The organism is Sporichthya brevicatena (genome assembly GCF_039525035.1).
GTDB classification, from domain to species: Bacteria; Actinomycetota; Actinomycetes; order Sporichthyales; family Sporichthyaceae; genus Sporichthya; species Sporichthya brevicatena.
In genome coordinates, this window is record NZ_BAAAHE010000055.1 from 18,069 (window position 1) to 37,222 (window position 19,154).

General features: G+C 72.9%; 16 protein-coding genes and 1 pseudogene. 6 read left to right on the plus strand and 11 right to left on the minus strand.

The window, feature by feature from the left end; translation table 11 throughout:
* Positions 1–18: 18 nt before the first annotated feature.
* From ABD401_RS23965 to ABD401_RS23980, 4 genes are all read right to left on the minus strand, one after another.
* Positions 19–1,455, minus strand: coding sequence for a hypothetical protein (locus ABD401_RS23965; RefSeq protein ID WP_344609555.1), 1,437 nt, complete (start codon positions 1,453–1,455; stop codon positions 19–21).
* 2 nt (positions 1,456–1,457) lie between these two features.
* A complete protein-coding gene (locus ABD401_RS23970) occupies positions 1,458–1,952 on the minus strand; it encodes a hypothetical protein (RefSeq protein ID WP_344609557.1) in 495 nt (164 codons plus the stop codon).
* Positions 1,949–2,755: a hypothetical protein gene (locus tag ABD401_RS23975; RefSeq protein ID WP_344609559.1), complete on the minus strand. Its 807-nt coding sequence runs from the start codon at positions 2,753–2,755 to the stop codon at positions 1,949–1,951. The genes ABD401_RS23970 and ABD401_RS23975 overlap by 4 nt, the downstream gene beginning before the upstream one ends.
* 107 nt (positions 2,756–2,862) lie before the next feature.
* Complete coding sequence (locus tag ABD401_RS23980) at positions 2,863–3,327, minus strand: hypothetical protein (protein ID WP_344609561.1); 465 nt, start codon at positions 3,325–3,327, stop codon at positions 2,863–2,865.
* A 212-nt stretch (positions 3,328–3,539) separates the two neighbouring features.
* Here ABD401_RS23980 and ABD401_RS23985 point away from each other — a divergent pair, with 212 nt between their 5' ends.
* The 3 genes from ABD401_RS23985 (at position 3,540) to ABD401_RS23995 (ending at position 6,254) form a co-directional block, all read left to right on the plus strand.
* Positions 3,540–5,024 carry a CoA-acylating methylmalonate-semialdehyde dehydrogenase gene (locus ABD401_RS23985; protein WP_344609563.1) on the plus strand — a complete coding sequence of 495 codons (1,485 nt, stop codon included), beginning with the start codon at positions 3,540–3,542 and terminating at the stop codon, positions 5,022–5,024.
* 99 nt (positions 5,025–5,123) lie between these two features.
* Complete coding sequence (locus ABD401_RS23990; RefSeq protein ID WP_344609565.1) at positions 5,124–5,429, plus strand: hypothetical protein; 306 nt, start codon at positions 5,124–5,126, stop codon at positions 5,427–5,429.
* 42 nt (positions 5,430–5,471) lie between these two features.
* A complete protein-coding gene (locus ABD401_RS23995) occupies positions 5,472–6,254 on the plus strand; it encodes an ROK family protein (protein ID WP_344609567.1) in 783 nt (260 codons plus the stop codon).
* Positions 6,255–6,281: 27 nt separating this feature from the next.
* On the opposite strand, the gene ABD401_RS24000 is transcribed toward ABD401_RS23995, so the two are convergent.
* From ABD401_RS24000 to ABD401_RS24020, 5 genes are all read right to left on the minus strand, one after another.
* The gene (locus ABD401_RS24000; RefSeq protein WP_344609569.1) at positions 6,282–8,315 is read right to left on the minus strand and encodes a penicillin-binding transpeptidase domain-containing protein; all 2,034 of its coding nucleotides are present in this window, start codon (positions 8,313–8,315) and stop codon (positions 6,282–6,284) included.
* 106 nt (positions 8,316–8,421) lie between these two features.
* The gene (locus tag ABD401_RS24005) at positions 8,422–9,834 is read right to left on the minus strand and encodes a S1C family serine protease (RefSeq protein WP_344609571.1); all 1,413 of its coding nucleotides are present in this window, start codon (positions 9,832–9,834) and stop codon (positions 8,422–8,424) included.
* Between the two features lie 82 nt (positions 9,835–9,916).
* On the minus strand, positions 9,917–11,392 hold the full coding sequence (locus ABD401_RS24010) for a sensor histidine kinase (protein WP_344609573.1): 1,476 nt from the start codon (positions 11,390–11,392) through the stop codon (positions 9,917–9,919).
* A 14-nt stretch (positions 11,393–11,406) separates the two neighbouring features.
* Positions 11,407–12,099, minus strand: a complete 693-nt coding sequence (locus ABD401_RS24015; RefSeq protein WP_344609574.1) for a response regulator transcription factor — start codon at positions 12,097–12,099, stop codon at positions 11,407–11,409.
* 5 nt (positions 12,100–12,104) lie between these two features.
* On the minus strand, positions 12,105–13,436 hold the full coding sequence (locus tag ABD401_RS24020; protein WP_425566245.1) for a DNA polymerase IV: 1,332 nt from the start codon (positions 13,434–13,436) through the stop codon (positions 12,105–12,107).
* Positions 13,437–13,514: 78 nt separating this feature from the next.
* Here ABD401_RS24020 and ABD401_RS24025 point away from each other — a divergent pair, with 78 nt between their 5' ends.
* The 3 genes from ABD401_RS24025 (at position 13,515) to ABD401_RS24035 (ending at position 16,795) form a co-directional block, all read left to right on the plus strand.
* Positions 13,515–14,171, plus strand: coding sequence for a TetR/AcrR family transcriptional regulator (locus tag ABD401_RS24025; RefSeq protein WP_344609578.1), 657 nt, complete (start codon positions 13,515–13,517; stop codon positions 14,169–14,171).
* A gap of 1 nt (position 14,172) precedes the next feature.
* Positions 14,173–15,336, plus strand: coding sequence for a hemerythrin domain-containing protein (locus tag ABD401_RS24030; RefSeq protein WP_344609580.1), 1,164 nt, complete (start codon positions 14,173–14,175; stop codon positions 15,334–15,336).
* A gap of 259 nt (positions 15,337–15,595) precedes the next feature.
* Positions 15,596–16,795, plus strand: coding sequence for an IS110 family RNA-guided transposase (locus ABD401_RS24035; RefSeq protein ID WP_344609582.1), 1,200 nt, complete (start codon positions 15,596–15,598; stop codon positions 16,793–16,795).
* 139 nt (positions 16,796–16,934) lie between these two features.
* On the opposite strand, the gene ABD401_RS24040 is transcribed toward ABD401_RS24035, so the two are convergent.
* Together ABD401_RS24040 and ABD401_RS25135 are read right to left on the minus strand one after the other, a co-directional pair.
* The gene (locus tag ABD401_RS24040) at positions 16,935–17,366 is read right to left on the minus strand and encodes a hypothetical protein (protein WP_344609584.1); all 432 of its coding nucleotides are present in this window, start codon (positions 17,364–17,366) and stop codon (positions 16,935–16,937) included.
* 74 nt (positions 17,367–17,440) lie between these two features.
* Positions 17,441–18,966, minus strand: a pseudogene (locus ABD401_RS25135) (hydantoinase B/oxoprolinase family protein).
* Between the last annotated feature and the right edge of the window lie 188 nt (positions 18,967–19,154).

A 19,154-nucleotide genomic window follows, 5' to 3' on the forward strand; every position in this document is an offset into this window, starting at 1 on the left:
GCGGCCGGGCGGGGCGGGCTACTGGGTCTTGTACAGGGCCGCGGTGAGGGTGGCGGCGAGGGTGCCGTTCGGACGGGTGAGGGTGATCGTCACGTCGTCCTTCCAGTCCGCGTTGCCGGGGTGCATGTACCGGAAGGTGACGGAGCTGGCGCCGGTCGCGGGGACCGTGTGCGTGAGCGGGTTGCCGGTGCGGCCCTCGACGGTGAAGTCGCCCGTCCCCTGGCCCTTGGTCTTGACCGCGACGAAGGTGAGCGACCAGCCGGCGCCGGGGTTCGCGGCGGGGTTGCCGTAGGCGTCGGTGAGCGCGATCGTGCCCTCGATACCGCCCTCGTTGCCGAGCGCGTAGGCCGAGCAGCTCTGCCCGGCACAGTTGACCAGCCCGATGCCCGGGACGACCGAGGAGATCCCCAGCCAGGCCGCAGAGGTCGGCAGGCCGCCCCCGACGGTGACCGGCAGCGCGGTCGGCGTGGTGATGCCGCCCGTCGTTGCCTTGAGCATGGCGGTCTCCGCCTTCACCAGCGTCAGCGCGACACTGGTCGCGACGCCGTTCGTGAACGTCGCGGTCGTCGACGCGGTCGGCGTGGCCCCGTTGGCCGCGGTGCCCGCGCCGGACCAGGTCAGCACACGGCTGCCGGTGTACCCCGTCGCGAGGTTGCCGTACGCGTCGGTCGCGGTGACCTTGGCGAGCGTGTAGGCGATCCCGGCCTGCGCCGTCGCCGGCCCGGTGAGTGCGTAGGACGCGGCGCTCGCGGGGTTGACGGTGAAGGACGAGCTCGAGCCCGAGCGACCCTCGCTGACGACGGTCAGCGTGGTCGGTGCGGCGTTGGTCAGCACGACCGAGACCGTCGCCTTGCCGCCGGTGAAGGTGGCGGTGACCGGGTAGGTCGGAGCGGTGCCGTTGGGGCTGTCCGCCGCGCCGGTGATCAGCAGGTTCTTGGTGCCGTTGTAGAGCACGTCCGGGAGGCCGGCGGTCGTGGCGGTCAGCGTCAGCGTCGTGCTGGACCCGGCCGGCGAGGGGGAGACCGCGACGGTGAGGGCCCGGTCGATCACCGGGACGAAGATGCTCGTCGTCGGCGCGTTCGCGTTCGTGGCGGTCCACGAACCCGCGACGGCGAAGACGCGGTAGGTGTTGGTGGCGAGGACCGACGGGTCGCTGTCGAGGCAGGTGCCGACGCCGGCGGAGTCCGCCGTGATCGTGCAGACGCCGGTCTTCGCGGTCGGGGACGTGCGGTCGACGCGGTACGAGGTGGGGACCGGCCCGGACCCGGGCGCGGTCACCGCGATGCGGACGTCGCCGCCGTTGAGGCCGGCCTGGACCGACGGTGAGCCGATCATGTCGGCACGCGCGGAACCCTTCACGTCGGAGGAACTGACGGTCCAGAACCCGTACGCCGCCGTCGGCCCGAGGACCGCGGACGCGAGCGCCAGCGGCACGAGGTAGCGAGAGCGAGGCATGCTCATGAGATCCGTCCGGTCACGGTGACGGGCACCGAGAAGTTCGCACCCTGGCACCCGTTGTCGGCCTGTCCCATGGTCACTGCGCCGGGGAGCGGAATCGAAACGCTCGCGCCGGGAGCGACCACGGTCGACAGCCCGGTCCGGGGCACGACGGTGACGGCAGGGTTGGTGCAGGTGCCGAGCGCGCCGCTGACGCCGATCGGGCCGGCGCCGGCGGTCACCGCTGTGACGGTGATCGGCATCGAGTTCGGGTTGCGCACGGCGACCACGAGCGTGCCGGTGGACCCCGGGGCGAGCGGCCCCGCGACGTCGGCCGTCGCGGCCACGCCGGTCAGCGGCGACAGGTTGCCCGCGGAGGCGGCGGCGGACCCGGTTCCGGTGGTCCGCCAGTAGGCCTGCGCGACCCCGGTCGGGAGCGTCACGGCGCCGGCGACGAGCGCGGCGGTCACGGCGACGCGGCGGAGGCGCGCCGTCGGCGCGGCGTGGCGGCTCACGAGGCCCGCCCGGTGGCGCCGTAGGTGAAGCGCAGCGCGGCGTTCTTGCAGCCGTCCTGGTTCACCGGGGTGTCGAGCATGCGGACCCGCGGCCACTGCCCGGTCGGGACTCCGAGGTCGGACAGGGTGCGCGTGGCGCCGGCGGGCAGCGTCAACGTCGGGCCGGTGTACGGGGTGAGCGCGAAGTCGGCGACGGTGCACACCAGGCGCCCGGTCGCGTTCGGGGCGGCCGCGATCGCGAGGTCGACGCGGAGCGCCTCGATGTCGAGGTCGGCCGCGTTGTTGTTCGTCAGCTCGACGTCGATCGGGGCGGAGATGCCGGGGCGGAGCGTTGCCGCCGGGAGGCCGGTCAACGCGAGCGGAAGGCCGCTCGCCGCCGAGGCGGCGGGGCGCAGCGTCAGGCGGACGGTGGTACCGGCGACGGCGTCCTCCCCGGTGGCGCGGACGACGATGTCGTAGTCGCCGGCCGGGGTGAACTTCTCGTCGACGGTGACCACCAGCGTGGAGGTGTCGCCGCTCGTGGTGGCCGGCGTGAAGGCCGCCGATGCGAACGGCGGGAGCGCCGCCGCGGTGAAGGTCACCGGGCCCGTCTCCGAGCCGCGGACCAGCGTGATGGCGTACTCGGCCGACCGCTCGTCCCCGAGGACGACGGCGCCGGGCTCGACGGCGATCCGCAGCGGCGGGGTCGCGGCACCGGTCGCCAGGGAGGCGAGGAACGCGAACACGCCCGTGAGGAGCAACGCGAGCAGGCCGAGGAGAACGGCCACGCGGCGCCTGCGCCGCTCTTCCGTCTGCTCGGTCATGGCGTTCTCCTCGGTCCCCGTGGTGATCACTTCGGCGGTGTCGGTCCGGACCTGACGTCCGGGCGTGCGTGGGCCGGCGGAACTCGCTCCGCCGGCCCGGTTCGGTATCAGTTGGAGGCGAAGGCCAGGGTCACCGTCGCGCCCTTGCAGTTGTCCTGGTTCGCGTCGGTGTTCTTGAGCAGCACGCGGGCGGTGCCGGACTGGCTCTGGCCCGCGGGGATCTGGCCGGCCGCGATGAGGACGTTGTCGACGACGTAGTCCGCGACGGTGCAGGCCGGGCCGCCGCCGTTGCCGGAGGTCGTGCTCGCCACGTTCGCGGTGACGCCGGTGAGGTACTGGGCGAAGTTCGCGCCGTTGTTCACCTTGAAGTCGACGGTCTGCGCGACACCGGGGACGAGGCCGGTGACGGTGCCGACCTGCGTGATCGTGAAGGCGGTGTCGGTGCCGGCGGCGCCGGTCGCGGAGCCCTCACCGGAGGTGGTCCAGTAGGCGTACGCGCCACCCGCACCGGCGATCGCGACAGCAGCGACGGCGACGAGAACAGCGGCCTTCTTCTTGGTGACGATGCGCATCTCGGGAGTCCCCTTTGAGTTGATGTTTCGCAGGTGCTCCCTGCGGGCGCCCGCTCCGTGCGGGCCGACAACAACTTCGACGAAAGGGACCCATCGGGTGACGAGACCAAAGTCCCGAAAGCGGACATCCAAAGACACCAAGCCGAGCGGGACCTAAGTACGAACGCGCCCGGCAATACTGGTGATCCACTTCGAACACCCGTGGAGGCCCGGTGCGCGAGATCGGCCATTGGATCGGTGGCGCCCAGACGCCCGGCACGTCGGGCCGCCGCGGCCCGGTGTTCCAGCCGGCGACGGGGGAGGTCCAGGCCGAGGTCGCCCTCGCGGACCCGGGCGAGGTCGACGCGGCCGTCTCGGCGGCGGTCAAGGCCGCCGACGGCTGGCGTGAGACCTCGCTGGTCGCGCGGGCCCGCATCCTGTTCGCGTTCCGGGAGCTGCTGCACCGCAATGTCGACGCCGTCGCCGAGGCGATCACCGACGAGCACGGCAAGACCCTGGCGGACGCGCGCGGTGAGGTGACCCGCGGCCTCGAGGTGGTCGAGTTCGCCTGCGGGATTCCGCACCTGCTCAAGGGCGAGTACTCCGACCAGGTCTCGACCAACGTCGACGCGTACTCGTTCCGCCAGCCGCTCGGGGTCTGCGCGGGCATCACGCCGTTCAACTTCCCGGCGATGGTCCCCCTGTGGATGCACCCGATCGCGATCGCGGCCGGCAACACCTTCGTCCTCAAACCCAGCGAGCGGGACCCGTCGGCGTCGATGCTCGTCGCGAAGCTCTACGCCGAGGCGGGTCTGCCGGCGGGCGTCTTCAACGTGGTGCACGGCGACAAGACCGCCGTGGACGCGCTGCTCGACCACCCGGACGTCGCGGCGGTCTCCTTCGTCGGTTCGACGCCGATCGCGCGCTACGTGCACGGCCGGGCGAGCGCGGCGGGCAAGCGCGTCCAGGCCCTCGGCGGGGCGAAGAACCACGCTGTCGTCCTGCCCGACGCCGACCTCGACAACGCCGCCGCCGAACTGACCGCCGCCGGTTACGGGTCGGCCGGCCAGCGCTGCATGGCGATCTCGGTCGTCGTCGCTGTCGGCGACGCGGCCGACGGGCTCGTCGAGCGCCTCGCGGCTCGGGCGTCCGCGATCGAGGTCGGCCCCGGCCGGGCCGCGACGTCCGAGATGGGCCCGCTGGTGACCGCCGAGGCCGCCGACCGGGTCCGTGGCTACGTGGAGCGCACCGACGCCCGGGTCGTGGTCGACGGCCGCGCCGTGACCGTTCCGGGGCACGAGAACGGCTTCTGGGTCGGTCCGACCCTGCTCGACGGCGTCAGCCCGAGCAGCGAGGCCTACGCCGACGAGATCTTCGGCCCGGTCCTCTCCGTCGTCCGGGTGGCGACCTTCGAGGAGGCCGTCGCGCTGGTCAACGCGAACCCGTACGGCAACGGCGTCGCGATCTTCACCGGCAGCGGGGCGGCCGCCCGGCGGTTCACCCGCGAGGTCTCGGTCGGGATGGTGGGCGTCAACGTCCCGATCCCGGTGCCGATGGCGTTCTACAGCTTCGGCGGCTGGAAGGACTCGCTGTTCGGCGACACCCACGTGCACGGGGCCGAGGGGGTCCGGTTCTACACGCGGGCCAAGGCGGTGACGAGCCGGTGGCCGGAGAGTGCCGCGTCGGACGCTGCGTTGCACTTCCCGACCGCGCGTTAGGCCGATCGGGGGAGCCGGCTACTGCGTCGGCGGCGAGGGTGGGCACAGGTTAAACATGCGCGAAACCTGTACGGGCCCGTACCGGCTTACCTTTCGAGAATGAACGCCCCCGCACAGACCCTGGAACACCCGCTCGAACGCACCGGCGACTTCACCTCCACCATCACCCTGGTCGGCCAGGTGATCGCCCTGCAGGGCACCCGGATCGCCCGGGAGCTGGCCCGTCCCCGTCCGAACCGCGCGGCGATCGCGGAGCTGCAGAGCGCCCGGAGCACGGCGGTCGCCCTGTGCCGGACGCTGGCCAAGGCCGACGCCGCGACGCTGGACGAGGTCCGGGAGACCTACGCCGCACTCTTCGTGGAGCTGTCGGCCGGCCTGACGCCACTCGGGGGTTCCGGGGCCTGACCTGCGAACTCCGCCCGGCCGGGCCGCGTATCGTCTTCCGACGTGGACGATCCGGAGCAGCCCGCCGGGGGACCGGGTGCGCCCGGCGAGCGGACCCTGACCTTCGACGTCGGCGGGACCGGCCTCAAGAGCACCGTGCTCGACGGCGCGGGTGTCCCGCTCGTCGAGCGGGTGCGCGTGCGCACGCCCTACCCGTGCCCTCCGGAGCGGCTGATCAGCACGCTGCAGGAGGTCGCCGAGCAGCTGCCCACGTTCGACCGGATCTCGGTCGGCCTGCCCGGGATGATCCGCGGTGGGTGCGTGCTCGCCACCCCGCACTTCGTCACCGAGGCCGGCCCGTTCACCCCCGTCCGGCCCGATCTGCTCGCGGCCTGGCGCCACTACGACGCGGCCACCGCGATCCAGAAGGCGTTCGGGTGCCCCGTCCGTGTCGTCAACGACGCCGAGCTCGCCGGGTTCGGGGTCGTGACCGGGCAGGGCTTCGAGGTTCTCCTCGCGCTCGGGACGGGTCTCGGCGCCGCCCTGTTCGACAACGGCCGGATCCTGCCCAAGCTCGAGCTCTCGCAGGCCCCGTTCCGCCGGGGCGAGACCTACGACCAGCAACTCGGCGACCACGCCCGCCGTGCCATCGGCAACCGCTCCTGGACCCGCCGCTTCGACCGCGCGCTGGCTCGCTGGCACGCCGTCCTGTGGTGGGACCGGCTCTACGTCGGCGGAGGCAACGCCAAGCACCTCGTCGGCGACCTGTCGTTCGAGCACACCCGCGTCGGCAACGAGGCCGGGCTCCGGGGCGGCTTCAAGCTCTGGCAGCAGAACTGGGACTGACCGGCCGTACGGCGTTCTGAGGATCCGTCAGAGGATGGCGTTCAGGAACGCCCGCGCGAGCGGGCCGGCCGTCGCGGGGCCGCTGGTGCCGCGCTCGACGATGACGGCGAAGGCGATGTTCCCGTTGTAGCCAACCAGCCACGCGTGGCGTCCCGGCTCGGTGTCGCTGCCGTAGAGGGCGGTGCCGGTGGTGGCGCCGACGGTCGGGCGCACGTGGGCCGGCTTGGCGGTGCCGTGGCTCGCCCCGACCTGGAGCAGCTCGCGCAGCTCCGAGGCGTAGGGGAGCGGCGGGAGCGACGGGCGCTCGTCCTCGGCCGGGAACCACTCGGGCGTCGGTGAGGGGGAGGGCGGCGCCGGCGGCGAGGTGCTCGGCACCGTGCCGGGCTGCGGCACGATCGCCGGGTTCGCCGGCGGCGACGTCCGCGGCGGCTTGCCGTCGAGCACGAGGCGCGGGTAGCGCGGGGTGCCGTCGGCGATCGCGGCGGCGACCACGGCCATCGCGAGCGGGCTCATCAGCACGCGGCCCTGACCGATCGCCGCGTTGGCGAGCTCGAGACGGTCGCGGGCCGGCGGGACGTCGCCGGAGAAGGTGTTGACGAGCAGGTCCCAGTTGCCGCCGATGCCGAACGCCTCGGCCGCGTCCGCGAGCGCGTCGGTGTCGAGGTCGGCGATGCGGCGGGCGAAGGAGGTGTTGCACGACTGCGCGAAGTTCTGCTCCAGCGAGAGCTGCCCACGGTTGCCGAGACCGTCGTAGTTCTCGAACTTCTTGCCCTCGATCGTCACCGACGCGGGGCAGCCGATCTGGTCTCGCAGCGTCAGCCCGCTCTGCAGCAGGGCGAGCGCGCCGACCATCTTGAACGCCGTCCCCGGTGCGTACTGGCCGTTGAGCGCGCGGTCCTCGCCGGCCTTGTCGGCCGGGCCGCTCGCGACCGCGAGGACGTTGCCGGTCGTCGTGTCGATCGCGACCAGCGAGGAGTTCTCGTCGGTCAGGGCGACGGCCTGCTCGGCCGCGGTCTGGATCCGCATGTCGAGAGTGGTGTGCACCGGCGTCCCGGGCACGCCGACGAACTCGATGAGCGTCTCGACGGGCTCGCCGCTGTCGACGTCGATGAGGTCGATCCGTCCGCTGGCCCGGCCGGCGAGCTGCTTCTGGTACAGCGCCTGCAGGCCGAACAGACCCACCGAGTCCTCGTCGCTCGCCGCCGGCCCCGCGTTCGCGAGCGCGTTCGGGGTCGCGTTGCCGACGGTGCCGAGGACCTCGCGGGCGAACTGCCGCGTCGGGGCCAGGGTCAGGGTGTCCCGGACGATGACGGCGCCGTTGACCGCCTCGATCTTGGAGCGGATCGCGTTGAACTGGGCCTCGCGCAGCACGACCGCCTCGACGAGGTCGCCCTCCTCGGCCTGCGCCGTGCGGATCCGCAACCCGTCGACGTTGACGTTGGTGATCTCGGCGATGTCCTCGATCGCGCCGTCGGGTACCGAGCCCGCCCGCACGCCGACGCGCACGACGGGCTCCTGGCGGACCAGAGGCGTGTTGTTCCGGTCGAGGATCGCCGCCCGCGGCGGCAGGGAGCGCAGCCGGCTGAAGGCCGTCTGCTCCGTCATCCGCGGGTGCAGGATGCTCGGCGCCCAGCGGACCTTCCACTCGCTCTCGCCCGCGGCCGTCTGTACGCGGACGACCTGCAGCGAGGACTCGTAGCGCCACTCGCCGAGCCCGGCGAGCTCGAGTGCCGCGTCGAACTGCAGCCGGCAGCCGTTGGCGCTGTCGCAGTCGCCGGAGAGGCTGCCGGCGTCGAACTCACGCTTGCCGAGGCGCAGGGTGTCCTGCATGTCGGTCAGCGCGCCGGACGCGGCGGTCGGCTCGGTCGTCCGCCGGCCCGCCTCGGGGTACTTCCCGGCGGCCCAGTCGGCGAGGAAGCTCTCGGCGGCCCCCTTGGGGCCGCTGCCGCCCGGTCCGCCGCCGGAGTCGTCGCCCCCGAACACGCCGCAGCCACTGATCAGCAACGCCGCCGCCAGGGTGGCGGCGGCGCTGCGGATCGACCGTGTCGTGGAGGCAGGCATCGCTCTCTATTCAACCCGCCGGGGCGCAGAAATGATCATCCGAATCCCCGGGGTGTGACCAAAAAGCAGGCGCATCGGGTCAAGGTCGGCACCAGGAGCGCGACGGTCAGTCACTTCCGAGCGTGACGTCGGCCGTGCGCGTCTCCCCGTCCCGGACGTAGGTCAGTTTGACCTTGGTGCCCGGCTGCTGGGACCGGACGCCCGCGACGAGCGCGGCCTCGTCGGAGATGACCCGGCTGTCCATGCGGGTGACGACGTCGCCGCTGCGCAGCCCGGCCTTCTCGGCCGCCCCGCCGGGGGTGACCGCGCGGATCAGCGCGCCGCGCTGGTTCGCGTCGGTCGAGCTGGTGACCTGGACGCCGAGCAGCGCGTGCTTCACGGTCTGACCCTTGGCCAGTTGCTCGGCGATGACCTTCGCCTGGTCGATCGGGATCGCGAAGCCGAGGCCGATCGAGCCGGACTGGCCGCCGAACGCGCTGCCGAGCGAGGCGATCGCGGACGTGATGCCGATCAGGTTCCCGTTGAGGTCGACCAGCGCGCCGCCGGAGTTGCCCGGGTTGATCGGGGCGTCGGTCTGGATCCCGTCGATGACGCTGTCGTCGCCGCCCTGGCCCTCCTGGGGGATGACCGGCCGGTTCAGGGCGCTGACGATGCCGGTCGTGACGGTGCCGGCCAGGCCGAGGGGCGCGCCGATCGCGACGACCTCCTGACCCACCCGCAGGTCGCTGGAGCGGCCGAAGGTGATCGGCACCGCGTCGGTGACGCCCTCGGCCTTGATGACGGCGAGGTCGGTGCTCGGGTCGGCCTTGACCAGGCGCGCCCGCACGGAGCGGCCGTCGGAGAACACCACCGAGAGCTGGCCGCGGCCGGCGACGTGGTTGTTGGTCAGGATCAGGCCGTCGGAGCTGATGACCACACCACTGCCGGAGCCGAGGCCCGCGCCCTGGAAGACGTCGATCGAGACGACGCTGGGCAGGACCTTCGCCGCGACCTGCTCGATCGTGCCCTGCGGCGCGGCGGCGACCGGCTTGACCTCGCCGTTGGCGTTCGTGCTCAACGAGCTCATCGCCGGGCGCGGGCCGTCGTTGTTGGAGGCGATCGTGCCGCCGACGGCACCCCCGATCAGGGCCGCGACGACCGCGATCGCGGCCATCGCCGCGTAGGGACGGCGCGCCTCCGGGGCCGGGGCGTAGGGCGCCGGCTGCGACGGCCAGCCGCCGCTCGCGTCGGTGCCGGGCTGGACGCCGGGCTGGGCCGCGGGCTGGGAGTAGCCGTAGTCCCACGACGACGGGGGCGGGGGAGTCGAGGCCGGCGGCGTGTACGCGCCGTAGACGGGCTGGGTGCCGTAGGGCCCCGCCGCGGTCTCGTCGGTCCCGGCCGGCTGGCCGTAGGACTGCCCGTGGGAGGACTGCCCGTGGGAGGACTGCCCGTACACCGCGCCCGAGGCCCAGGGGTCCGAGCTCGGCGGGTCGTTGTACGGGTCGTTCGGCGGAAAGGTCCCCCCGCGTTCGTCGCTCACCGTCGCCCTGTCTCCCTCACGGCCCCACCCGGGTCCTGTTCGTGTCATGTGATCACGGTGCCGACCTTCACTATGCGTCGGCTTAAAGCTCCGTGTGCGTCACCGAGGAAGAGTGTGGCAGCCGCAAGGTCAGCAGCGCCCCGCCCCCGGGGGCCCGATCCGCGGTCACGGAACCTCCGTGGCGCTCGGCCGCCTGGCGCACGATCGCCAGGCCGAGCCCGGAGCCGGGCATGTTGCGGGACTCCTCGGCCCGGTAGAAGCGGTCGAAGATGAACGGCAGGTCCTCGTCGGCGATGCCGGGGCCCTGGTCGGCGACGGTGATGACGCCGTCGGTCAGGCGGACGGTGACCGTGCCGCCCGGCGGGCTCCATTTGCCCGCGTTGTCCAGCAGGTTCAGCACGGCGCGCTCGAGCGCGCGGGCGTCGCCGAAGACGGTCCAGGGCCGCAGCGTGACGTCGAACTCCACCGTCGGGGCGCGGCGCCGCGCCCGCTCGACGGCCGTGCCGAGGATCTCGGCCATGTCGAGCTCGCGGCCCTCGAACCGGTCGACGTCGTCCCGGGAGAGCTCGACGAGGTCGCCGACCAGGCCGGTGAGCTCCTCGACCTGGGCGCGGACGTCGTCGAGCAGCTCGGAGCGGTCCTGGTCGGACAGGCCGGCGCGGCCCTCGGCCTGGGCCAGCAGGTCGAGGTTGGTGCGCAGGCTGGTCAGCGGGGTCCGCAGCTCGTGGCCGGCGTCGCCGACCAGGCGGCGCTGGAGCTCGCGCGAGCGTTCGACGGCGGTCAGCATCTCGTTGAAGCTCGACCCGAGGCGGGCGAGCTCGTCGTTGCCGTGGATCTCGATGCGCCGCAGGTCGCCGGTCCGGGCGACGTGTTCGGCGGCCTCGGTGAGCTGGCTGACCGGGCGCAGGCCCTGCCGGGCGACGTAGACCCCGGCGTAGGCCGCGAGCCCGATCCCGACGCCGCCGATGACGAGCAGGGCGGTGGCGAGCGAGCGCAGCGTCCGGTCGATGTCCCGGGTGGTCTGGGCGAGGACGAACGCCGTGCGGGGCTCCGACCCCCGCTCCGACGGGATCGCGACGACGCGGAACTGCTCGCCGTCGATCGTCCGCGCCGTGCGCAGGGAGAAGTCCGACGCTCCCAGGGCCACCGCGATCTCGGGTTGGCCGACCGGGGGCTGGTCGTCGGGGCCCTTGGAGGAGAACGGCGTCCCGTCGGCGTAGACGATCGCGAGCCGGGTGCCGGCCGCGGCGAACGTGCCCTCGGGGAAGCGGACGACCTGCGTCGGGTCGGCGGCGGGTGTCTGCAGCAGCGCCCGGGCGCGGCCGACGAGCGTGTCGTCGAAGTTGTCGTAGTACTGCACGCGCGCGGTGAGCCAGACCGCGAGCGAGGTCGAGGCAACCGTGAGGCCGACGACGAGCGAGATGAACGCGGCGACCCGGACCCGGAGGGTCAGCCGCCCCCACGTCCGTTGGACGGCCTGCCCCGCGGCGCGGCGGTGGCGGCGGTGACCCGGCTCCGGTGCCGGCGATTTCTCCGGCGAGAAGCCGTTCTGACGCATCGTCAGGCCCGGCCTCAGGGGGGCGACTCGCGCAGCACGTACCCGACGCCGCGCACGGTGTGGACCAGCCGGGCCCCGCCGTCGGCCTCGGTCTTGCGGCGCAAATAGCCGACGTAGACCTCGAGGGAGTTGGCGGTCGTGGGGAAGTCGAAGCCCCAGACCTCCTCGAGAATCCGCTCGCGGCTGAGAACCTCGCGGGGGTGACGCATGAACAGCTCGAGCAGGGCGAACTCGGTGCGAGTCAGTCGGACGTGGTGCTCGCCCCGGCGGACCTCGCGGGTGACCGCGTTCAGCGACAGGTCGGAGAACACCAGCGGCGCGTTGGTTGCGGCACCGTCGGTCGCGGTGGAGCTGCGCCGGAGCAGGGCGCGCAACCGGGCGAGCAGTTCCTCGAGGGCGAACGGCTTGGGCAGGTAGTCGTCGGCGCCGGCGTCGAGCCCGGCGACGCGGTCCTCGACCGAGTCCCGCGCGGTGAGCACGAGGATCGGGACGTCGTCGCCGCCCGCCCGCAGTTGGCGGCACGCGTCCAGCCCGCCCATACGGGGCATCATCACGTCGAGCACGAGGGCGTCCGGGCGGACCGTGGCGACCTGACTGAGGGCCTCCTCGCCGTCCGCCGCGACGTCGACCTCGTACCCGTTGAAGGTCAGCGACCGGCGCAGCGACTCCCGCACGGACCGGTCGTCGTCGACCACAAGGATGCGCATGGCGCTCATCCTGCCCCAGCAGCGCCGCTCTCCGGCACCACCGCGGGCCGTTCCGTGAGGTCCGGGTCGTCGATCGCGAACGTCCGGATCCGGCCCGGCGGGGTCCAGCGGGTCTCGAACCGGACCGTCACCCGGCCGACCCCGCTGCCCTGGACCCACCCGTCGCCGTGGACGGCGTGGCGCACGTCCTGACCCGGCGTCCAGCGCCGGACGGCCGGCTCGGCGGGCTCCGGCGCCGGCTCGGGAACCTCGTCGTCGGCGTCCTCGGCGAACAGGTCCTCCTGGGCCCAGTCGACCAGGCCGGAGACGCCGACCCCGAGCAGCCGGATGCCGTCGGAGGTGTCGATCTCGGCGAGCAGCCGGCGTGCGGTGGCGGCGATCGTGCGGGCGTCGTCGGTCGGGCCGGGCAGGGTCGTCGAGCGCGTGTGCGACTGGAAGTCGTGGCGGCGGATCTTCACCGTGACGGTCCGTCCGGACAGGGACGCCGCGCGCAGGCGGCGCGAGACCGTCGCCGCCATGCGGTCGCAGTTCTCGGTCAGCAGGGCACGTTCGACGACGTCGCGCTCGAAGGTGTCCTCGACGCTGACCGACTTCGACTCGCGGTGCGGTGAGACCGGCCGGTCGTCCTCGCCCCGGCTCAGGCGGGCGAGCAGCTTGCCGTGGGCCTGACCGAGCAGGCCGACGAGTTCGGTCTCGTCGACGGCGGCGAGGTCCGCGACCGTGTGCACCCCCGCCCGGCGCAGGCGCTCGGCGGTCGCGGGGCCGACCGTCCAGAGCTTGCGGACCGGCATCGGATGCAGCAGGTCGAGCTCGGTGCCGGGCTCGACGACGACGAGGCCGTCGGGCTTGTCGAGGTCGGAGGCGATCTTGGCGATCAGCTTCGACGTCCCCGCCCCCACGGACGCGGTGAGGCCGGTGGCGTCGTGGACCGCGGCCTTCAGGTCGGCGGCGACGGTGCGGACGCGCTCGACGTCCCAGCCGGAGTCGGTCACCGCCAGGTCGGCGAACGCCTCGTCGAGCGAGAGCGGCTCGACGGCGGGGGAGAGCTCGCGCAGCAGGCCCATGACGATCTCGCTGACGGCGCGGTAGGCCTCGAAGCGCCCGCCGAGGAAGGCCGCGTTCGGGCACAGCGCGCGGGCCTGGGTCGCCGGCATCGCCGAGCCGATGCCGAACGCGCGGGCCTCGTAGGACGCGGTCGCCACCACCCCGCGCGGCCCGATCCCGCCGACGACGACCGGCTTGCCGCGCAAGGAGGGCTTGTCGCGCTGCTCGACCGCCGCGAAGAACGCGTCCAGGTCCAGGTGGAGGACGGACGGTTCGCTGCGCACGGCCGCCATTGTGGCCGCCGGGGCCGACCGAGGAAATTGACTGGAACAGGCTTGTATCCAATACGGGTCTGTTCTAGTGTTCCCGCCGTGACCCCACCCGTGCACTCCGCGACCCGGACCTACGACTCCCGTCGTCGGCGGGAGTCGGCGGCCGAGACCCGGCGCGACGTGATCGCCGCGGCCACCCGGCTGTTCACCGCGCGGGGCTGGGCGCGCACCTCGGTCCGGGACATCGCCAAGGAGGCCCGGGTCTCGGTCGAGACCGTGTACTCCGCGGTCGGGTCCAAGGCCGAGATCCTGCGGGCGGCGCTGGACGTCAGCGTCGTCGGCGACGACGAGCCGGTGCCGCTGGCGGACCGTCCGGAGTTCCGGGCCCTCGCCGCCGGGAGCCCCGCCGAGCGCGCCCGGGCGGTCGCCGACCTGCTCGCCGGGATCTACCCGCGCACCGCCCCGCTGGAGCGCGCGCTCGAGCACGGCGCCGCGGCCGATCCCGCCCTGGTCGACCTGTGCGACTGGGCGTACCGGAACCAGCGCGAGACGGCGGCGCAGGCCCTGGCCCTCGTGCTCGGACGCGCTCCGACCGACGCCGAGGCCGACGGCGCGCACGCCCTGTTCAGCAACAGCGCCTTCCTCCAGCTCACCGAACGAGCGGGCTGGAGCCTCGACACCTACCGGACCTGGATCGCCGAGAGCGTGCTCCGTCTGTACGACCTCGACGATTCGTCGCACTCTGGAGACTCCTGACATGACCGGCGCCCCCACCCTCGCCGAGACCCCGTACCGCCCGCCGGCCGGCTTCGTCCCGGCCGAGACGCGGACGATGGGCATCGTCCACAACGCGCTGCGGCGCGACCTGCCGCGCGCCCGGGCCGTGCTCGATTCCGTCCCGTACCCGCACGACCGTCAGCGCGTGGCGCTCGCCGACCACGTCCTGATGATGATGGCGTTCCTGCACAAGCACCACGACGCCGAGGAGACCGGCCTCTACCCGCTGGTCCGGCGCGACCCGGCGGCCGCCGCGTTGCTCGACGAGATGGAGTCCGACCACGACGCTCTCGATCCCGGCATCGCCGCGGTCGAGACCGCCGCCCGGGCCTACCGGCTCGACGCGGGCGCGCGGGAGGACGTCATCGCGGCGCTCGACCTGCTGAACCCCGTGCTGATGCCCCATCTGGACCGGGAGGAGCAGCTGCTCATGCCGGTCGTCGAACGCACCGTCAGCAAGGCGGAGTGGGACGCCTGGGAGAAGGGCATCGCGAAGGGCCGCTCGCTGGGCGAGCTGGCTACGGAGGGGCACTGGATCCTCGACGGCGCGACGCCGGACGAGTTCGACCTGATGCTCGTCCTCGTCCCCGGACCGGTGCGCTGGATCCTGCTGAACGTCTTCGGCCGTGCCCACCGCAAGCGCGCCTTCGCCCGCTGGTGGACCCCGGAGTACTCGCCGTGGAAGGTTCCGTGCGGTGGCACCAACACCGTCACCGTCGCGGCGACACCGGAGCAGGTCTGGGCCGTGCTCACCGACGTCACCCGCGTCGGCGAGTGGAGTCACGAGTGCCACCGTGCCCGCTGGCTCTCCGAACCCGGTGGGGTGGGCGCGCGCTTCGTCGGCGCGAATCGCGCGGGCTGGTCGCGCTGGAGCCGGCCGTGCACCGTCACCGCCTGGGAACCCGGCCGGCTCTTCGCCTTCCGGACCCGGGGTCCGCGGCTGGTGAACGACTGCTCGGAGTGGACGTTCGCCCTCGAGCCGGTGCCCGGCGGCGGAACCCGCATCACGCAGACGTTCCGGGTCCTGCGCCTGCCTGTCCCCGTCGAGCGGCTGATCTGGTTGACCCTGCCCCCGCATCGCGACCGCACCGCCGCCCTCGCCGGCGACCTCGAGCGCCTCGGCGCCCTCGCCGCCCGCGTCTGATCGGCGGCGGTGCGCTCGGCCTCGCGCGCCCGTTACCTTCCTCGCCGGTCCTGCACCAGCGGGACTGCGGTCGCCGAGCCCGGCATGACTCTCTGCCCCTGTCGTTGATGATCCGGGGGGTGTTGTCACCGGGTTCGGTGGCGTCGGTGGACCGCTGATAGGGACCTGGCCGCTGCTTGTAGTGGTCTCTTCGTAACGTGGGTGCCGGCAGCTGACGCCTGATCGGCGACCGCCACGGTTGACGAGAGGAACGGTCGCAGTGAGTGAGAGGCCGGAGTACGCGGTCTTCTGCGGGATTGACGTCGGCAAGGGTGCGCATCACGCGGTGGCGCTCGACGTCGCCGGGAAGCGGCTGCACGACAAGGAGCTGCCGCAGGACGAGGCCGCGCTGCGCGCGATGTTCCAGCGGCGGCTCGTCCACGGCCCAGTGCTGGTGGTCGTGGACCAGCCGAACAACATCGGAGCGCTGGCGATCGCGGTTGCCCGCGACAGCGGTTGCCAGGTCGCCTACCTGCCTGGATTGGCAATGCGCCGGATCGCCGACCTGCACCCCGGCCAGGCCAAGACCGACGCACGCGACGCCTACGTCATCGCCGAGGCTGCCCGCTCGATGCCGCACACCCTGCGCCGCGTCGATATCGGTGAAGCAGCCCTCGCGGAGCTCGACGTGCTGGTCGGGTTCGATGACGATCTCGCGTCCGAGGCGACGCGTCTGGTCAACCGCATCCGTGGTCTGCTCGGCGGGATTCACCCTGCTCTGGAACGGGTTCTGGGCCCACGCGTCCAGCAGGCCGGCGCCCTGGCGCTGCTGATGACCTTCGGCGGCCCGGTCGGGCTGAGGACCGCGGGGCGCCGCAAGCTGCTCTCCGTCGCCACGAAAGGCTCGCCGCGGTTCAACACAGCGGTCATCGACGAATTGCTCGCCGCACTCGACGAGCAGACCGTCGTCGTCCCCGGCACCGATGCCGCCCAGCAGGTCCTCCCGCGACTGGCCAAGTCGTTGGCCGAGGTCCTGGACCAACGCAAGGCGATCGCGGCCCAGGTCGAGAAGGTCCTTGATGCCCACCCTCTTGCCGGGGTCCTGATCTCGATGCCCGGCGTTGGGGTCAGGACCGCGGCCCGCATCCAGCTCGAAGTCGGCGACGCCTCGGGCTTCCCGACCAGCGGTCACCTCGCCGCCTACGCCGGCCTCGCCCCGGTCACCACCCGCTCCGGCAGCTCCATCCGCGGTGAGCACCCGTCTCGCGCCGGGAACAAGCAACTCAAGCGCGCGATGTTCCTCGCCGCCTTCGCCGCCCTGCGCGACCCCGTTTCCCGGGCCTACTACGACCGCAAACGAGCCGAAGGCAAGAAGCACAACGCGGCCCTGATCTGCCTGGCCCGCCGCCGCTGCGACGTCCTGCACGCCATGCTCAGGACCGGCGCCCACTACAACCCTCCCAAGCCCGCCGCCGCTTGACGTCGGTCATAGGGACACCCCCCGTGTCAAAAAGGGGTGACACCCCTTACTGCGCAGTAAGGGGTGTCACCCTTTTTTCACGTCGAGGCCGGCGGCGGCCGGGGTCGGGTGTCCGGGGCCGGGCGTCAGGGGCCGGGTGTCAGGGGTCGATCTGGACCGGGGCGGAGGTGGCGTCGGAGCCGGTGTCCTTGAGCCGGTAGGTGCCGGCGCGGGACGTGATGATGTACGTCGAATAGCTGCCGTCGCTCGCGACCGTGGCGTTGGCGGGGAAGTCCTGCCAGCCGCCGGACTCCTTGCGCTGGACGACGAGCTTGGCGCCGGGTTCGGCGCCGGTGCCGGTGATGACGATCCGCTTGCCTTCCTTGATCGCCTCGGCCGTGAAGCCGCCCTTGCCCTTCGCCTTCGGGGTGGGGCTCGGGGTGGTGGTCTCCTCGTCCGAGGCGGGGTTGAACGGGATCGTCGTCCCGTTCGCGGAGTCGCCGCCACCGCCGAGGAGGATGCCGCCTCCGACCGTGCCGACGATGAACGCGCATGCGAGGGCGGCGACGGCGTGACGCGGCTGGAGGGACATGGGGAACTCCTGCAACTTCCGAGGGGACTGGCCGAGGATAAGCAGCAGAAAGCACGACGGAAACGTGGTGCTGCTTACCCGTTACGTTCGGCCGCCACGCCGGAGCGTGGGCCGTAACCACCGCCACCGGGAGTTGTGACGATCAGCACGTCGCCCGGGCCCGCGTCGACGCGGTCGCAGCCCGCCAGCGGCACCTCGGTTCCGTCCGCGCGGACGAGGGTGTTTCGTCCGAGTTCACCCGGTTCGCCCCCGGCCAGGCCGTAGGGCGGGATGCGGCGGTGGTTGCTCAGCAGACTGACGCTGACGGGCTCGGTGAACCGGAGTCGGCGTACGGCACCGTTCCCGCCGCGGTGGGCGCCGTCGCCGCCGCTGCCGCGCCGGATCGAGAACTCCTCGACCAGGACGGGGAACCGGGCCTCGAGGACCTCCGGGTCGGTGAGGCGGGAGTTCGTCATGTGGGTCTGGACGACGTCGGTGCCGTCGAAGTCCGGGCCCGCGCCGGAGCCCGAGGCGACCGTCTCGTAGTACTGGGCCCGGGCGTTGCCGAAGCTGACGTTGTTCATCGTCCCGCTGCCCTCGGCCGCGACGCCGAGCGCGGCGTACAGGGCGCCGGTGATCGCCTGGGAGGTCTCGACGTTGCCGGCGACGACCGCCGCCGGGTACGTCGGCGCGAGCATGCTCCCCGCCGGGATGACCAGGCGCAGCGGGCGCAGACAGCCGTCGTTGATCGGGATGTCCTCGCCGACCAGGGTCCGGAACACGTAGAGCGCGGCGGCCGTCACCACCGAGGACGGTGCGTTGAAGTTGTCCTCGCGCTGGGGGGAACTGCCGGTGAAGTCCAGCGTCGCGGTCCGTTCCGCGCGGTCGACGGTGACCCGCACCGCGATGACGGCTCCGCTGTCCATCTCGTAGCGGTACTCGCCGTCGTCGAGGGCGTCGATGACGCGGCGTACGGCGTCGGCCGCGTTGTCCTGGACGTGCCCCATGTACGCGGTGACGACGTCGAGCCCGTGCTCGTGCACTGCGCGCGCGAGCTCGCTGACGCCCTTGGCGTTGGCGGCGACCTGGGCGCGGAGGTCGGCGAGGTTGAGGTCCGGGTTCCGGGACGGGTACGGCCCGGACGTCAGCAGCTGACGGATGCTCAGTTCCCGGAACTCCCCGTCGCGGACGAGCAGGTCGGCGTCGAAGCGGATGCCCTCCTCGTCGAGGGTGCGGCTGTCGGCCGGCATCGAGCCGGGGGAGATCCCGCCGATCTCCGCGTGGTGGCCGCGGGAGGCGACGAAGAACAGCGGCACCTCGGGCACGTGCGGCGCCGGCGCCGGGCCCAGGTCGGCGGGGAAGACCGGGGTCACGACCGTGACGTCCGGCAGGTGCGTGCCGCCCCGGTACGGGTCGTTGACGACGTACACGTCCCCCGCGCGTATCGCCGACCCGTGCTTGGCGAGCACCGCGCCGACGCTCGCGCCCATCGACCCGAGGTGCACCGGCATGTGCGGGCGTTGGCGATCAGGTGACCCGCCGCGTCGAAGACCGCGCAGGAGAAGTCGAGCCGCTCGGCGATGTTCACCGACTGCGCCGTCGCGCGCAGTCGCGCACCCATCTGCTCGGCGATCGAGGCGAACAGGTTCGCGAAGATCTCCAGTCGCACCGGGTGCACGACGGTGGCGTCGCGCGACTCGACCCGCTCCGCCCGGCGTTCGGTGCGGCGCAGCACGAGGTGCCCGCTCGGCACCGACTCCGCCGCCCAGCCCGGCTCGACGACGGTCGTCGCCCCGTCCTCGACGATCA

What these genes read in the sequence shown, in the direction of transcription:
- ABD401_RS23965 (WP_344609555.1), bottom strand. Translation starts at nt 1,455, where the DNA reads ATGCCTCGCTCTCGCTACCTCGTGCCGCTGGCGCTCGCGTCCGCGGTC.
- ABD401_RS23975 (WP_344609559.1), bottom strand. Translation starts at nt 2,755, where the DNA reads ATGACCGAGCAGACGGAAGAGCGGCGCAGGCGCCGCGTGGCCGTTCTC.
- ABD401_RS23980 (WP_344609561.1), bottom strand. Translation starts at nt 3,327, where the DNA reads ATGCGCATCGTCACCAAGAAGAAGGCCGCTGTTCTCGTCGCCGTCGCT.
- ABD401_RS23990 (WP_344609565.1), top strand. Translation starts at nt 5,124, where the DNA reads ATGAACGCCCCCGCACAGACCCTGGAACACCCGCTCGAACGCACCGGC.
- ABD401_RS24000 (WP_344609569.1), bottom strand. Translation starts at nt 8,315, where the DNA reads ATGCCTGCCTCCACGACACGGTCGATCCGCAGCGCCGCCGCCACCCTG.
- ABD401_RS24010 (WP_344609573.1), bottom strand. Translation starts at nt 11,392, where the DNA reads ATGCGTCAGAACGGCTTCTCGCCGGAGAAATCGCCGGCACCGGAGCCG.
- ABD401_RS24015 (WP_344609574.1), bottom strand. Translation starts at nt 12,099, where the DNA reads ATGCGCATCCTTGTGGTCGACGACGACCGGTCCGTGCGGGAGTCGCTG.
- ABD401_RS24020 (WP_425566245.1), bottom strand. Translation starts at nt 13,436, where the DNA reads ATGGCGGCCGTGCGCAGCGAACCGTCCGTCCTCCACCTGGACCTGGAC.
- ABD401_RS24030 (WP_344609580.1), top strand. Translation starts at nt 14,173, where the DNA reads ATGACCGGCGCCCCCACCCTCGCCGAGACCCCGTACCGCCCGCCGGCC.
- ABD401_RS24040 (WP_344609584.1), bottom strand. Translation starts at nt 17,366, where the DNA reads ATGTCCCTCCAGCCGCGTCACGCCGTCGCCGCCCTCGCATGCGCGTTC.